Source organism: Micromonospora sp. NPDC005215 (assembly GCF_040607915.1).
Taxonomy (GTDB): Bacteria; Actinomycetota; Actinomycetes; order Mycobacteriales; family Micromonosporaceae; genus Micromonospora.
Genome location: NZ_JBEXHQ010000049.1, coordinates 1 through 16,324, shown reverse-complemented (window position 1 = coordinate 16,324; position 16,324 = coordinate 1). Strand labels below are relative to the sequence as shown.

Below are 16,324 nucleotides of genomic sequence, written 5' to 3'. Positions count from 1 at the left end.
ATAAGCATGAATCTGACCGGCCAACGGGTGGTCGTCATCGGGGGCACCTCCGGCATCGGGCTGGCGGTGGCCCGCACCGCGGCCGAGGACGGCGCGTCCGTGGTCGTCGCCTCGCGCACCAAGACCCGCATCGACGCGGCGCTGGAGAGCCTGCCCGCAGGCGTCCGGGGCGAGCAGGTGGACGTTTCGGACGAGTACGACGTGCGCGAGTTCTTCGCCCGGGTCGGCGCGTTCGACCACCTCGCCTACACCGCCGGCGACCACATCCGGATCCGCCCCATCACCGACATTCCCCTCGACGCGGCGAAGGCCTTCTTCGGCACCATGTACTGGGGTGCCTTCACGGCGGCGAAGCACGCGGTCGGCGTCATCCGGCCGGCCGGGTCGATCACCTTCACCTCCGGGATCATCTCGGTGCGCCCGGCGCCGGGCACGTCGGCGCAGTCCGGGGTCACCGCCGCGGTCGAGTCATTGAGCCGGGCGCTCGCCGTCGAACTCGGCCCGATCCGGGTCAACACCGTGCGGCTGGGTCCGGTGCCCACCGGCGGCGTCGATCTGCCCAACCAGGAGGTGATGTACAAGGCGCTGCGTCGGCAACTGCTCACCCGCGAGCTGGGCAAGCCGGCCCAGGCCGCCGAGGCGTACCTGTATCTGATGCGCAGCGGCTTCGCGACCGGGACGGTGATGCCGGTCGACGGTGGCTACGAGCTCGCGGCCAGCCCGTTCCTGCTGGCCGAGGCCCGCGCCGCCGCCGGAGGCACGGGATGACCGCCGACGTGGTCGTTGCCGGCGGCGGACCGAACGGGCTGATGCTGGCCTGTGAGCTACGGCTGGCCGGGCTGCGGCCGGTGGTCCTGGAGCGCCTGCCCGAGCGCAGCCGGGCCATCCGCGCCGAGGCATTGGTCGGGCGGGTGCTCGAACTGCTCGACCGGCGCGGCCTGTACGGCCGGCTCAGCGCAGGGCAGGACGGCCCGGTGACCACGCCGTTCTTCAACTTCGGCGGGGTGCCGCTGGACCTGCGCGAGTTGCCGGTCAACCCGTTGTACCTGCTGCGTATCCCGCAGCCGGTGCTCGAGGAGCGGCTCGGCGAGCGGGCCGCCGAGCTCGGCGTGGATCTGCGCCGCGATCACGAGGTGCTCGGCTTCGACCAGGACGACGACGGGGTTCGGGTACGGGTCCGGTCTCCGGACGGCGAGCAGGAGATCGTCGCCCGCTACCTGGTCGGCTGCGACGGCGCGCACAGCACGATCCGCAAGAGTGCCGGAATTCCGTTCCCCGACTACGGCGACCAGGATGTCATCTCCCGGGGCGCGGACGTCGTGCTGCCCGCCGAGGTCCTGGGCGGCGAGCAGGGCTCGGACGACATCCTCCAGCGCAACAGTTGGTTGGAGACTCCGGAGCTGGGCCGGGTCCCGTTCGGCTATCACCGCAACGACCGGGGCGCGTACGCGATCGGCTCGTTCCAGCCTGGTGTGCAGATCGTGGCGACCTGGGAATGGGGTCGGGCGCACATCGACCCGGCCGTCCCGGCGACGGTGGCCGAGGTCGCCGAGAGCCTGGGCCGCATCCTCGGGGCCGAGGTGCCGATGAGCGAGCCACCCGGTCCTGGACCGCACCGGTTGTATCGACTCGCCGGTGACAGCCGGGTGGCCGAGCGGTACCGGTCCGGCCGCGTCTTCCTGGTCGGGGACGCCGCACACGTGCATGCCGGGATCAACGGCCCCGGGCTGAATCTGGGATTGCAGGACGGCGTGAACCTGGCCTGGAAACTGGCTGCCGCGCTGCACGGCTGGGCGCCGCCCGGCCTGCTGGACACCTACCAGCAGGAGCGCCGCCCGGCCGCTGAGCGGGTCGTGATGCAGACCCAGGCCCAGGCCGCCCTGATGGCGCCGGGCGCCAACGTCACCTCGTTGCGGGAGCTGTTCGGGGAGCTGATCGGCAACCCGGACACACTCGGCGCGATCACGGCGGTGATGGCGGGAACGGACCTGCACTACCCGGCGCCGGACACCACGCAACCGCACGCGATGACCGGCCGCTGGGCACCGGACGTGCGTTTCTCGTCGGCGCGCGGCACGACCCGGCTTGCCGATCTGATGCGTGGCGCCCGTCCGGTGCTGCTCGATTTCACAGCGGACGGCGCGGTGACGGAGCTGGCCAACGGTTGGAAGGATCGGGTGGACCGGGTCGTCGGCCAGGACGCGGACCTGGCCGTGGACGCGCTACTGGTGCGCCCCGACGGTTACGTGGCCTGGGCCGCGGACCCGCGGACGCCGCCGGCTGTGGTCGAACCCGGCCTGGCTGCGGCCCTGCGGTCATGGTTCGGCCCGGCGGCCTGAACCGGCGGCTCCTGCCCGTGGCCCGGTCAGCGGGCCGCGGGCAGGATCAGGTCGTCGACGATGTGGTCCAGGTAGTCGTCGGCGATATCGATGCCCCTGGTCAACGTGTGGTAGATCAACATGGCCGGGCCAACGTTCGCCAGCATCGGCTGGGTGGCGGCGACACCAAGCTCACCCCGGGTTGCCGCCTCGGCCAGTCGTGCCCGGATGCCCTCGGTGCACGGCTGCACCACCCGCTGCTGCACCACACCGGCGAGCAGCGCCTCGCCCGCCTCGGCTTCGGCCTTGACCACCTGGAACGCGGTGCCGTGCTGGCTGAAGGAGTCGCGCATGCAGGCCAGCAGCGCGATCAGGTCGGCGCGCGTGTCGCCGGTGCGTGGCACCTCGGCGGGCGACGGCAGCACCTCGGCCAGGGCCGCGGCCACCAGCTCCTCCTTGCCCGACCAGCGGCGGTACAGCGCCGCCTTGCCGGTGCCGGCCGCGGCCGCGACACCCTCCACGCTGAGCTTCGCGTAGCCCAGTGTCTCCAGCTGCTCGATGACCGCCCGCAGGATCGCTCGGACCAGGACGTCGCCTCGGCGGCGCTTGACGGGAGCGGGAGCGACGTTGTCGGTGGCGGAAATTGGAGTCATCGGCACACTCCCCAGTCTGTCACGGGGCCGGCAGCACATCCGAAGCTCGCGCCGTGCTCGACAGCTGACCCAGGCGCTTGCGTCGTGGGGAAACTCACCTCTATAGTGAACGCACCGTTCACTAAGCGCCAACGCTTCGGCCCGTTCAGTGTCACACACAATTAGGAGGTACGCATGTCGGCTCCGGCCCAGACATCGAGCGGCGCGGCTGCGGAGGCGCGGCCACTGGCCCACCCGGGCATCGCTCTGCTCGTCCTCGTCACCTGTCAACTGATGGTGGCGCTGGACGGCAACGCCATGAACATCGCACTACCGACCATCCAGCAGGACCTCGACTTCAGCCCGACAAACCTGGCCTGGGTGGCGAACGCCTACACCCTCACCTTCGGCGGCCTGCTGCTGCTCGGCGGCCGGGCCGGCGACATCCTCGGCCGACGCCGGCTGTTCATCCTCGGCATCGTGGTCTTCACGCTGGCCTCCCTGCTCGGCGGTGTGGCACAGACCGACGAGTGGCTCCTGGGCGCCCGCATCCTCCAGGGCCTCGGCGCCGCGTTCGCCGCCCCGGGCACGCTGGCCCTGATCGCCACCAACTTCGCCGAGGGCAAGGCCCGTGACCGGGCACTCGGCGCGGTCACCGCGGCGTACGGGCTCAGCGTCGTGCTCGGCATGATCCTCGGCGGCGTGCTGACCGCATGGCTGGGCTGGCGATCGGTCCTGTTCATCAACGTTCCGATCGGCGCGGTGCTTGTCGTGCTCACCCCGCGGTTCGTCAACGAGTCCGCCCGCCACCCCGGTCGCTTCGACCTGGCCGGCGCGCTCACCTCCACGCTGGGCATCGCGGCGGTGGTCTACGGCTTCATCCACGCCGCCTCGACCAGCTGGACCGCGGGCACCACGGTTGTCGCACTGGTCGGCGGCGTCGTGCTGCTGAGCGCCTTCGTCCTCATCGAGAGCCGGGCCGAGCAGCCGGTGCTGCCGCTGCGGCTGTTCCGCGACCGCAACCGCTCCGGGTCCTACAGCAACATCCTCCTGCTGTCCGCGCCACTGGTCGGCGCATCCTTCCTGAGCACCCTCTTCCTGCAGAACGTGCTCGGCTACGGCGCGCTGCGGGCCGGCCTGGCCTTCCTGCCGATGTGCGCCGGGCTGTTCATCGGCGGCGGGGTGGCCAGCGGCCTGCTGCGCCGCACCGGCGCCAAACCGCTGATCCTGTTCGGCACCGCGCTGATCATCATCGGCTCGGCGTGGCTCACCCAGCTCAGCGTCGACAGCACCTACGCCGCCGGCATCCTCGGGCCGATGGTGCTGCTCGGGATGGGCCCGGGCTTCGCCTTCACCGCACTGAACCAGGCGATCCTCAGTGGAGTGCCGCAGTCCGACGCCGGGGCGGCGTCCGGCTTCCTGGAGTCGATGCAGTGGGGCGGCGGCGCGCTCGGCCTCGCCGTACTGGTCGCCGTGTTCGGCACCGCGTCGCAGAGCGCGGCCCGCGAGCCGCACCCCGGCCTGGCCCCCGACCTAGTCCAACGGATCGTGCTGGCCGACGGCATGGCCACCGCGTTCATCGCCGGAGCGGTGCTGGCCGCCGCGGGCTTCATCATCACAGTGACCGTGATCCGCAGGCGGCGTGCCGCCGCGGAACCGGAGGCCGCTCTGCCCACCGTCGAGCCGGCCCTACCCTGACCACCCCACATCACAACACATCACATTGAAAGCGTAGGAAACGGACATGACATCACTTGCCCGATGGTGCTATCAGCACCGGGTGATCGTGCTGCTGCTGTGGATCCTGGGCCTGGTCGGGGTGAGCGTGGTCAGTGGCGCCGTCGGCAACGCCTACTCCGACTCGTTCAACGCCTCCGGGACCGACTCCACCGACGCGTACGACCTGCTGCGCAAGACCTTCCCCGAACAGTCCGGTGACGTGGACACGATCGTGTGGAAGGTGGATTCCGGCTCGGTCTCCGACCCGCAGGTCCAGTCGCGGATCCTCCCGATGCTCGACGAGGTGCGCTCCTCCGAGCACGTCGTCGGCGTCGTGAGCCCGTACGATCCTGCCGGCGCCGCCCAGATCAGCGCGGACGGCACCGTGGCGTACGCGACTGTGCTGTTCGACGAGCCGGCCGACGGCCTGCCCGTCGCCCTGTTCAAGGACGTGGTGGAGACCGCTCAGAAGGCGCAGACCGACGGCCTGAGCGTCGATCTCGGCGGCCGTGGCATCTCGCTGAGCCAGCAGCAACCGCCGTCGCTGCCCACCATCGTGGGCATCCTGGCCGCCGGCGTGGTGCTCTTCCTGGCCTTCAGTTCGCTGCTCGCCACACTCGTACCGCTGATCGTCGCGGTGCTGGCCCTCGGCGCCGCCACCGGGGTCATCGGTCTGCTGTCCCACGCGATGGGTGTCTCCACCATCGCCACCACCCTGGCCGCGCTGGTCGGGCTGGGTGTCGGCGTCGACTACGCGCTGTTCGTGGTCACCCGGCACCGCAAGAACCTGAAGGCCGGCATGACAGTCGAGGACTCGGTCGTCCGCGCGCTGAACACGGCCGGCCGTGCGGTCCTCTTCGCGGGGCTGGCGGTCTGCATCGCCCTGCTCGGCCTGCTGCTGATCGGCGTCGAGCTGATCGACGGCATGGCGGTGCCGGCCGCGGTGACAGTGCTGTTCACCGTCTTCGCCGCGGTGACCCTGCTGCCGGCCCTGCTCGGCTTCTTCAAGCTTCGGGTCCTCAGCCGTCGGGAGCGACGCCGGCTGGCCGCCGAGGGTCCGGAGTCGGCTGACGTGGTGGAGGGCAAGCCGTCCCGGTGGAACGAGTTCACTCGGCGGCATCCGGCGCTGCTCACCGGCGTCGTCGCCGTCGTGGTGGTGCTGCTTGCCGCACCGTTCTTCGCAATGCGGATGGGCCACTCCGACTCGGGCAACGACCCTGCGTCGTGGACGACCCGAAAGGCGTACGACACGCTGTCAGCCGGCTTCGGAGTCGGCATCAACGGGCCGCTCGTGGTGGCGGTCAGCACCCCGGCGGGTGAAGTCGCCCCGGCGACCCTCACCGCCCTGCAGGACGCGCTGCGCGGCACGCCCGGGGTTGCCTCGGTGGCGCCGCCGGTGAGCAGCGCCGACAAGTCGACGGCCATCATCCAGGTCATTCCGACCACCGGACCGCAGGACGAGGACACCAGCCGACTCATCGACCGGCTCCGCGACGACGTCCTGCCGCCCGTCACCGCCAACAGCGGGGTAAGCGCCCACGTCGGCGGGGTGACGGCCACGTTCGACGACTTCGCCGAGGTGTTGACCGACAGCTTCGGTCTCTTCCTGGCGGTGGTCATCGCGCTCGGGGCCATCCTGCTGCTTATCGCGTTCCGCAGCGTCTTCGTGGCGCTGATGTCGGCGGTGATGAACGTGGTGGCGGTCGGCGTCACCTTCGGGGTCCTCACCGCGCTGTTCCAGTGGGGCTGGCTGGACGACCTGACCGGATTCGGCGGCGCCGGGCCGATCGACCCGACCCTGCCGGTGCTCATGACGGCCATCCTGTTCGGGCTGTCGATGGATTACCAGGTGTTCCTGATCAGCCGCATCCACGAGGAGTGGACCAACACCGGTGACCCGACCAGAGCGATCCTGAACGGCCAGCGCGGCACCACCCGGGTGATCACCATCGCCGCCGTCATCATGGTGCTGGTGTTCTGCTCGTTCGCCCTGATCGGCGAGCGGCTGGTCGCCGAGTTCGGCATCGGCCTGGCCATCGCCGTGCTGTTCGACGCGTTCCTGCTCCGTAACGTGCTCGTACCCGCCCTGCTGCACCTGGCGGGCCGGGGTGCTTGGTGGCTGCCCCGACCGGTGGACCGGATGTTGCCGCACCTGTCCGTCGAGGCACCCAGTCGGCGTCCGTCGACGGATCCGGCCGCCCCCATGTCGCTCGTCGACGAGACCGTCTGATCCTCCCGCCCCGGCCGCCCGGGCCGCACCCGTCCCTTCCCCGTGGGACGCGGTGCGGCCCGGGCCTTCTTCCGTCCAGGCACGGGCGGCCAAGCCCTTCCTAAGCGCTGCTTTAGCCCCACTCCGGATCATCGGCGCACGGCCGGTTCGCTGGCCGCCCAAGGAGGGGGACGAGCGTGCGTATTCCAGAGACCTATCTGTTGTCCGCCGGCGCGGCTCTGCCCGGCCCGGCCGTGGACAACGCTGCGCTGGCCCGCCGGTTCGGCATGGACACCCTGTGGGAGCAGTGGGTCGACGTCTTCGTCGGCACCCGCCAGCGGCACCTCTGCGTGGATCTGGCAAGCGGTGAGCTCCACTCGAACCTGGCCGAGCTGGCCACCGCGGCCGCCCAACAGGCGTTGAAGTCGGCCGACCTGACCCCGGACGACATCGACGTCATCGTGATGAGCACGGCCACGCCGGACCAGCTGATGCCAGCCACCGTCAACGTGGTCGCCGATCAGCTGGGCGTCAACGACCTGCCCACCTACCAGCTGCAGACCGGTTGCGCCGGGGCGGTGCAGGCACTGGACGTGGCGCAGGCCCTGCTGACCACCGGTCGGCACCGCACCGCGCTGGTGCTCGGCGGTGACGTCTGCGCGAAGTACTTCGACCTGAGCCTTGACCTGGCCGCCCTGCCACCCGCCCAGCTGATCAACGTGGTGCTCTTCGGCGACGGGGCCGGCGCCGCCGTGCTCAGCAGCGAACCCGGGCCGGGCCGGGTGGTGATCCGCCGCCTGCTCAACCGGCTGACCGGGCGGGGGCGGGCGCCCGGCCACGTGCTGGACTGGTTCGGGCTGGCCGACCGGGACTCGCTCCGTCCGGCGGCGACAGAGGACTACAAGGCCATCGAGGAATCGGTGCCGCGGATGGCCGGCGAGATCCTTCGCGAGCTACTCGACGATCTCGGCTGGCAGGACGACGACGTGGACTACCTCCTGCCACCCCAGCTCTCGGTGCGGATGACCAGCCGGATCGTCGACCAGCTCGGCCTGCCCGGCGCGCTCGAGGTGTCCTGCATCAGCGAGACCGGCAACAACGGCAACGCGCTGCCGTTCCTACAGCTTGAGCGGCTGCTGCGCCGGATGGCCGGCGGTGATCGCGCGGTGGGCCTGGCCGTCGAGTCGAGCAAGTGGCTCAAGGCCGGATACGCCCTGGAGAAGCTCTGACCCGCCCGGCTTAAGGCCATCCCGCGACGAAGGACGGACACCTGACATGACCGATCGCACCATCGCCGTCGTCGGCCTGTCGTGCCGGCTACCGCAGGCCCCGGACCCCGACGCCTTCTGGCACCTGCTGCGTACCGGCACGAGCGCCATCACCGAACTGCCGGCCGACCGGCGTGGCTCGTCCGGATTCACCGGACGGCACGCGGAGGCGGCGGGCAACCCGGGCGCCGGGTTCGGCGGCTTCCTCGACCGGGTGGACGGATTCGACGCCGGCTTCTTCGGCATCTCCCCTCGGGAAGCCGCGGAGATGGACCCGCAGCAGCGGCTCATGCTCGAACTGGCCTGGGAGGCGCTGGAGGACGCCCGGATCGTCCCGGACCGGCTGCGCGGCGGCGAGACCGGCGTGTTCATCGGCGCGATGGCACAGGACTACGCCACCCTGACCTACCGGGCGGGCATCGAGGCGATCGGCACGCACACCATCACCGGCCTGCACCGCAGCGTCATCGCCAACCGCATCTCGTACGTCCTCGGCCTGCGGGGCCCGAGCCTGACGGTGGACACCGCCCAGTCATCGGCGCTGGCCGCCGTCCACCTCGCCTGCGAGGCGCTGCGCCGCGGCGAAGCCGACCTGGCCCTGGCCGGCGGCGTGAACCTGAACCTGGCCGCCGAGACCACCGTCACCACCGCCAAGTTCGGCGGCCTCTCCCCCGACGGCCGGTGCTTCACCTTCGACGCGCGCGCCAACGGGTACGTGCGCGGCGAGGGCGGCGGCATGGTCGTCCTCAAGCCGCTGGACCTCGCGATCCGCGACGGCGACCCGATCACCTGTGTCATCGCCGGCGGCGCGCTCAACAACGACGGCGCCACCCCCAGCCTGACCGTGCCGAGCGCCGACGCGCAGGCCGCGATGCTGCGCCGGGCGTACCAGCGGGCCGGGGTGGACCCCGCCAGCGTGCAGTACGTCGAGCTGCACGGCACCGGTACCCGGCGCGGCGACCCGATCGAGGCGACAGCGCTCGGTGCCGTCCTCGGCCGGGCCCGTCCGGCCGCCGAGCCGCTCGCTGTCGGCTCGGCCAAGACGAACGTCGGCCACCTGGAGGGTGCCGCCGGCATCGCCGGGCTGCTCAAGGCCGCGCTGGCGATCCGCCACCGAGAGCTGCCCGCCAGCCTGAACTACGAGACCCCGAACCCGGACATCGATCTGGACGCGCTACGCCTGCGCGTACAGCGGCAGCACGGCGCGTGGCCACACCCGGACCGGCCACTCACCGCGGGCGTCAGCTCGTTCGGGATGGGCGGCGCCAACTGCCACCTGGTGCTGACCGAGGCGCCGGCCCCAGCCGCCGCACCGCGGCGGCTGGCGGCGACCGGGGCACTGCCGTGGGTGCTCTCGGCACAGACCCCGGAGGCGCTGCGCGGCCAGGCGGCGCGACTGGCCGAACGGTCCCCGGGCGTACCTGTCGACGTCGCCTTCTCGCTGGCCACCACCAGGACCGCGTTCGACAGTCGCGCCGTGCTGGTCGGCGCCGACCCGGACGAGCTGCGCGCCGCGGTGGACGCGGTCGCCGCCGGCGGTCCCGCGGCCGGAGTGGTCACCGGCCGGGTGACGCCGGAGCCGCGCCTGGCGGTGCTGTTCAGCGGCCAGGGCAGCCAGCGGCCCGGCATGGGCCGGGAACTGTACGAGACGCAGCCGGCCTTCCGGGCGGCCCTGGACGAGATCTGCGCCGAGTTGGACCGCCACCTGGACCGCCCGCTGCGCGAGGTGATGTTCGCCCGGGAGAGCACCAGAGGGGGCCTGCTCGACTCGACCGCCTGGACCCAGCCGGCCCTGTTCGCCTACGAGGTGGCCCTGTACCGGCTGTTCGCCTCTCTCGGCGTCACCGCCGACGTGCTGCTCGGCCACTCCATCGGCGAGTTGGCGGCGGCGCACGTGGCCGGCGTCCTCGACCTGCCCGACGCCTGCACCCTGGTGGCCGCGCGCGGCCGGCTCATGCAGGAGGCCCAGTCGGGCGGCGCGATGGTCGCCCTGCAAGCCACCGAGGACGAGGTCCGCGCCACCCTTGCCGGGCCTGTCGACATCGCCGCGGTGAACGGTCCCGACTCGGTGGTCGTCTCCGGCGACGCCGCGACAGTGCTGATGATCGAGGCGGCCTGGCGGGATCGTGGCCGCAAGACCCGCCGGCTGCGGGTGAGTCACGCCTTCCACTCGCCGCACATGGAGCCGATCCTGGACCGGTTCCGGGAGGTGGCACAGCAGCTGACCTACCGCGAACCCGAGCTGCCGGTGGTGTCCAACCTGACCGGCGCGCCGGCCGGACCGGAACTGCGCGACCCCGAGTACTGGGTGCGGCACATCCGCGCCGCCGTCCGCTTCGCCGACGGCGTGCGCGCCGCCGCCGCCTCCGGCGCGACCGGATACCTCGAGGTGGGACCGGACGCGACGCTGATCCCGCTGGTCCGCGACTGCCTCGCGCCCGAGGAGGCGGTGCTCGTTCCGGCCCAGCGTCGCGACCGCCAGGCGGAGCCCGCTTTCGTGACGGCTCTCGGGCAACTGTTCACGCACGGCGTGGCGGTGGACTGGGCCACGCTGCTCGCGCCGTACCGGCCCGTCCCGGTTCCGCTGCCGACCTACGCCTTCCAGCGGGAACGGCACTGGCTCGGCGCCGAGCCCGCTGTCGGCACACCGCCGGCACCCCCGGCGGCGCCCGTCGCGGACCTGCTCGGCACTGTGCGGTCCGCGGTCGCCGTCGTCCTCGGTCACCGCTCGGCCGACGCGGTCCCGGCCGGCGAGACCTTCAAGAGCCTCGGCTTCGACTCGATGACCGCGGTCGAGCTGGTCAGCGCTGTCGGCCGGGAGATCGGCCGGCCGCTGGCGTCCACGCTCACCTACGACCACCCCACCCCGGCCGCGCTCGCCGCTCACCTGGGCACGCTCCTGGCGGGTGGGGATGGCGGCGCGGACGTGGCCGCGTACACGGCGGCGCTGGACGAGCCGATCGCGATCGTCGGCATGGCCTGCCGCTACCCGGGCGGCGCGGACACGCCGGAGAAGCTGTGGGGCCTGGTAGCCGACGAGGTCGACGCGGTCGGCGCGTTCCCGGCCGACCGCGACTGGGATCTGGAGCATCTCTTCGACCGGGATCCGGACGCGACCGGACGCTCGTACACGAGCCAGGGCGGCTTCCTGGCCGGGGCGGCCGAGTTCGACGCGGCGTTCTTCGGCATCAGCCCGCGCGAGGCGACCGCCATGGACCCGCAGCAGCGACTCCTGCTGGAAACCTCGTGGGAGGCGCTGGAACGCGCCAGCGTCGACCCGACCACGCTGCGCGGCACCGCGACCGGCGTGTTCGTCGGCGCCACCGCCCAGGACTACGGCCCCCGGCTGCACGACCCGGCGGACGGGCTGGACGGGTACCTGCTCACCGGGACCACGACGAGCGTCATCTCCGGGCGGATCGCCTACACCCTCGGGCTGCACGGCCCGGCGCTCACAGTGGACACCGCGTGCTCGTCGTCGCTTGTCGCGATCCACCTGGCCGCGACCGCGCTGCGTAACGGCGAGTGCGCCCTGGCCCTGGCCGGCGGCGCGGCAGTGCTGGCCAGCCCCGGCATGTTCGTCGAGTTCAGCCGGCAACGGGGCCTCTCCCCCGACGGCCGGTGCAAGGCGTTCGCCGCCGGCGCGGACGGGACCGGCTGGGCCGAGGGCGCCGGGATGCTGGTGCTGGCCCGGCTCTCCGAGGCGGAACGGCTCGGCTATCCGGTGCTGGCCGTGCTGCGCGGCAGCGCGGTGAACCAGGACGGCGCCAGCAACGGCCTCACCGCGCCGAACGGCCCGGCCCAGGAGCGGGTCATCCGGCAGGCGCTGGCCAACGCCCGTCTCCAGCCTTCCGAGGTGGATGTGGTCGAGGCGCACGGCACCGGCACCACGCTGGGCGACCCGATCGAGGCGCGGGCGGTGCTGGCCACCTACGGTCGGGACCGGCCGGCCGACCAACCGCTGATGCTGGGGTCCCTCAAGTCGAACATCGGTCACGCGCAGGCGGCGGCCGGCGTCGGCGGCGTCATCAAGATGGTGCTGGCGATGCGACACGGCGTGCAGCCACGGACCCTGCACGTGGACGAGCCCACCCCGCACGTGGACTGGTCCGCCGGTGCGGTCGCGCTGCTGACCGAGGCCCGGGCGTGGCCGGCCGACCGGCCGCGACGCGCCGCCGTGTCCTCGTTCGGGATCAGTGGCACGAACGCGCACGTCATCCTCGAACAGCCGGTGTCGAACGAGACCGCGGCGCCGGCGCCGGCGCCGGACGGCCCGGTACCGCTGGCGCTGAGTGGGCGCACGCCGGCCGCCCTGCACGAGTACGCGGGACGGCTGCGCGACCTCGTCGCCGCCGACCCGGAGGTGAACCCGGCCGACCTGGCCACGGCCCTGACCGGGCGGGCGCTCTTCGAGCACCGCGCCGTGCTTGTCACCCACGACCGGGCCGGCCTGACCGCCGGACTGACCGCACTGGCCCGCGCGGGCGACGACCCGCTTCTGGTCACCGGCCCGGCGGCTGCCGCCGATCCCACTGTGGTCTTCGTCTTTCCCGGCCAGGGGAGCCAGTGGGCCGGCATGGCTGTCGAGCTGCTGGACACCGTGGACGTCTTCGCCAGGCAGTTGCGGGCCTGCGCTGAGGCGCTGCGCGAGCACACCGACTGGGATCTGGAAGACGTGCTGCGGGGCGCGCCGGGCGCGCCCTCGCTGGATCGGGTGGACGTGGTGCAGCCGGCCCTGTTCGCCGTGATGGTGTCGCTGGCCGAGCTGTGGCGTGCCTGCGGTCTGCGCCCCGGCGCGGTCGTCGGCCACTCCCAGGGTGAGATCGCCGCGGCGTACGTGGCCGGGGCGCTCTCGCTCGCCGACGCCGCCCGGGTGGTGGCCCTGCGCAGCCAGGCGCTCGCCGCACTGACCGGCGGCGCCGGAATGGCGTCCGTGACGCTGCCCGCAGCGGAGGTACGCGATCGGCTGGGCCGCTGGGCGGGCCGACTGAGCGTCGCCACTGTGAACGGGCCGTCGTCCACAGTGGTGTCCGGCGCCGACGACGCCCTGGACGAGCTGCTGGCCGAGTGCGAGGCCGAAGGCGTCCGGGCGCGACGGGTGCCTGTTGACTACGCGTCCCACTCGGCGCAGATGGAGGCGATCCGCGCGGAACTGCTCGACGTGCTGGCGCCGGTGCGACCGCGGGCCGCCGAGGTGCCGTTCTGCTCCACGGTCACCGGCGACTACCTGGACACCACGGAGCTGGACGCCGACTACTGGTACCGGAATCTGCGCGAGACTGTCGAGTTCGAGCGGGCCACCCGCACCCTGTTGGCCGACGGTTTCCAACTCTTCGTCGAGGCGAGCCCACACCCGGTCCTGACCGTCGGCATGCAGGAGACGATCGACGACACCGAGCCGGCCGTGGCCGCGACGACGGTGCCGTCGCTGCGCCGGGACGAGGGCGGCCGGGAACGCTTCCTGCGCTCGCTCGGGCAGGTCTTCGTCTCCGGGGTACGGGTGGACTGGGCGCCGCTGGGTCTGCGCGCCGACGGGCCTCGACCGGACCTGCCGACGTACCAGTTCCAGCGGCAGCGCTACTGGCTGAGCCCGGCGCACCCGGCCACCTCGCCGGACGCGCTCGGACTGACCGCGGCCGGCCATCCGATGCTCGGCGCGCTGGTCGCGCTGCCCGACGGCGACGGCCTGCTGCTCACCGGCCGGCTGTCGCTGCGGACCCACCCCTGGCTGGCCGACCACGCGGTGCTCGGCACCGTCCTCCTGCCCGGGACCGGCTTCGCCGAACTGGCCCTGCACGCCGGCGCCCAGTTCGGTCTGGACGGCCTGGACGAACTCACCCTGCACGCGCCGCTGGCAGTGCCGGAGGCCGCGGCCGTGATGCTGCAGTTGGCGGTCGGCGAGCCCGCCGAGGACGGCAGCCGCCCGCTGCGGATCCACTCGCGGCCGGACGACGGCGACGAGTGGACGCTGCACGCCAGCGGCCGGCTGGCCACGGTAGGCGGCGCACCGTCCGCGATCACCCGGCCGGCGACCGCCAAGCCGGTCGACCTCACCGGGGTCTACCAGGAGCTGGCTGGGCAGGGCTACGAGTACGGCCCGATGTTCCAGGGCCTGCGGGCAGCCTGGCGGGACGGAACAGACGTCTGGGCCGAACTGGCCCTGCCCCTCGAGCAGCAGGCCGAGGCGACCGAGTTCGGTCTGCACCCGGCGCTGCTCGACGCGGCGCTGCACGCGGCGCTCGTCCTCGGCCCGGCCGGCGACGCCGACCGGCCCCGGCTGCCGTTCAGCTGGACCGGCCTGCGGCTGTACGCGACAGCCGCGGCGTCGGCGCGACTGCGGGTGCGGCCGGCCGGCCGGGACTCGGTCGAGCTGCTGCTCACCGGCCCGGAGGGTGAACCGATCGCGGCCGTCGACGCGGTGGCGTTGCGCCCGGTCGACGCGCAGGCGCTGACCACCGCCGCGACCCCGGACACCGCCCTGTACGAGACGACCTGGATACCGGTTCCCACCGGTAGCCCGGCGACCGGCAGCTGGGCGGTGGCCGGTGACCCGGAATTGGCCGCGGCGCTCGGCGCGGAGGTCGTCGACCTGCCGTCAGCCGCGTCGGACGGCGGGCCCGAATCGGCTGTTGCCCGGGTACGCGACGTGCTGGGTCGGCTGCGTGACTGGCTGGCCGCCGAAGCGGACCCTGCCGCCCGGTTGCTGGTGGTGACCCGCAAGGGTGTCGCCGTCGCCACCGCGGACGACGTGGACCCGGCGGCCGCCGCCGTCTGGGGTCTGGTGCGGACCGCGCAGGTCGAGGAGCCCGACCGGGTGGTGCTGCTGGACATCGACGACGCGGCGGGGAGCCGGGCGGCGGTGTCCGGCGCGCTCGCCTCGGGCGAGCCGCAGCTGGCGCTGCGCGACGGCCGTGGCTACGTGCCGCGGCTCGTCCCGGCGGCCACCGTGCCGGCGGCGCCGCTACCCTTCGATCCGGACGGCACGATTCTGATCACGGGCGGCACCGGCACGCTCGGTACGCTCGTCGCCCGGCACCTCTTCGATCGCGGCTACCGCCATCTCGTGCTCGCCAGCCGCAGCGGGCCGGACGCGCCCGGCGCCGACCGACTCGCCGAGATCGGCACCGTCGTCGCCTGCGACACCAGCGACCCGGAAGCGCTCGCCGACCTGATCGCCGGCATCGCGCCGCCGCTGACCGCTGTGGTGCACACGGCCGGCACGCTGAGTGACGCGACGATCGCCAACCTCACCGACGAGAGCCTGGACGCCGCCTGGCGGCCCAAGGCCGACGCCGCGTGGCACCTGCACCGGCTCACCGACGTACACCTCGTGTTCTTCTCCTCCGTGATGGCCACGCTCGGGAGCGCGGGGCAGGGCAACTACACGGCCGCCAACGGCTATCTCGACGGCCTGGCCCGGCACCGGCGGGCAGCCGGACTGCCGGCGACCAGCATCGCCTGGGGCCTGTGGGACACGGCCAGCGGGATGACCGGGCACCTGACCGGTGACGACATCGGGCGGATGAGCCGCAACGGCGTCGCGCCGATGGAGAGTGAGGCTGGTCTGGCCCTGTTCGACGCGGCGCTGGCCGGCCCGGCGGAACTCGTGGTGGCGGCTCGCCTGGACCGGGCGGCGCTGCGGGCACGGGCCGCGGGCGGCACGCTGCCGGCACTGCTCGGCGGCCTCGTACGGGTGCCCCGGCGGCGTGTGCAGGCACCGGTGGCCGCGAGCGGCAGCACCATCCCGGCCTCGCCGGAGGCGCTGCTCGACCTGGTCAGCGCGCAGGTCGCGGTCATCCTAGGGCACACCTCGGTGGACGGTGTGGACCCGACGCGGGCGTTCAAGGAGCTGGGGTTCGACTCGCTGACCGCCGTCGAGTTGCGTAACCGGCTGGCGACAGCGACCGGCCTGCGGTTGCCGGCGACGCTGATCTTCGACTACCCGACGCCGGCCGCCCTGGTCGGGCAGCTGGTCGCGCGGCTCGGCCCGCAGGCCGCGCCGGAGACCACGACGACCACCCGGGTCACCAGCGACGAGCCGATCGCGATCATCGGGATGGCCTGCCGTTATCCGGGGGGTGTGGACACTCCGGAGAAGCTGTGGGAGTTGGTGGCGGGTGGGGTCGACGCGATCTCGGAGTTCCCGGACAACCGGGACTGGGACGTCGACGGTCTGTA

At 72.8% G+C, this 16,324-nt stretch carries 7 protein-coding genes; 6 read left to right on the top strand and 1 reads right to left on the bottom strand.

Annotated features, from left to right (window positions below; translation table 11 throughout):
• Positions 1 to 6 precede the first annotated feature (6 nt).
• Complete coding sequence (locus tag ABZU25_RS27975) at positions 7 to 768, top strand: SDR family oxidoreductase (protein ID WP_355032343.1); 762 nt, start codon at positions 7 to 9, stop codon at positions 766 to 768.
• Positions 765 to 2,339 carry an FAD-dependent monooxygenase gene (locus ABZU25_RS27970; RefSeq protein WP_355032342.1) on the top strand — a complete coding sequence of 525 codons (1,575 nt, stop codon included), beginning with the start codon at positions 765 to 767 and terminating at the stop codon, positions 2,337 to 2,339. The genes ABZU25_RS27975 and ABZU25_RS27970 overlap by 4 nt, the downstream gene beginning before the upstream one ends.
• Positions 2,340 to 2,365: 26 nt before the next feature.
• Here ABZU25_RS27970 and ABZU25_RS27965 read toward each other — a convergent pair whose 3' ends face one another.
• Positions 2,366 to 2,971, bottom strand: a complete 606-nt coding sequence (locus tag ABZU25_RS27965; protein ID WP_355032341.1) for a TetR-like C-terminal domain-containing protein — start codon at positions 2,969 to 2,971, stop codon at positions 2,366 to 2,368.
• Between the two features lie 174 nt (positions 2,972 to 3,145).
• On the opposite strand from ABZU25_RS27965, the gene ABZU25_RS27960 reads away from it, so the two are divergent.
• The 4 genes from ABZU25_RS27960 to ABZU25_RS27945 form a co-directional block, all read left to right on the top strand.
• Complete coding sequence (locus ABZU25_RS27960) at positions 3,146 to 4,648, top strand: MFS transporter (protein WP_355032340.1); 1,503 nt, start codon at positions 3,146 to 3,148, stop codon at positions 4,646 to 4,648.
• A 46-nt stretch (positions 4,649 to 4,694) separates the two neighbouring features.
• Entirely contained in the window at positions 4,695 to 6,899 is a 2,205-nt protein-coding gene (locus ABZU25_RS27955; protein WP_355032339.1) for an MMPL family transporter, read from the top strand.
• 176 nt (positions 6,900 to 7,075) lie between these two features.
• The gene (locus tag ABZU25_RS27950) at positions 7,076 to 8,107 is read left to right on the top strand and encodes a 3-oxoacyl-ACP synthase III family protein (RefSeq protein WP_355032338.1); all 1,032 of its coding nucleotides are present in this window, start codon (positions 7,076 to 7,078) and stop codon (positions 8,105 to 8,107) included.
• Positions 8,108 to 8,153: 46 nt separating this feature from the next.
• A partial coding sequence (locus ABZU25_RS27945; RefSeq protein WP_355032337.1) for a type I polyketide synthase occupies positions 8,154 to 16,324 on the top strand: 8,171 nt, incomplete at its 3' end.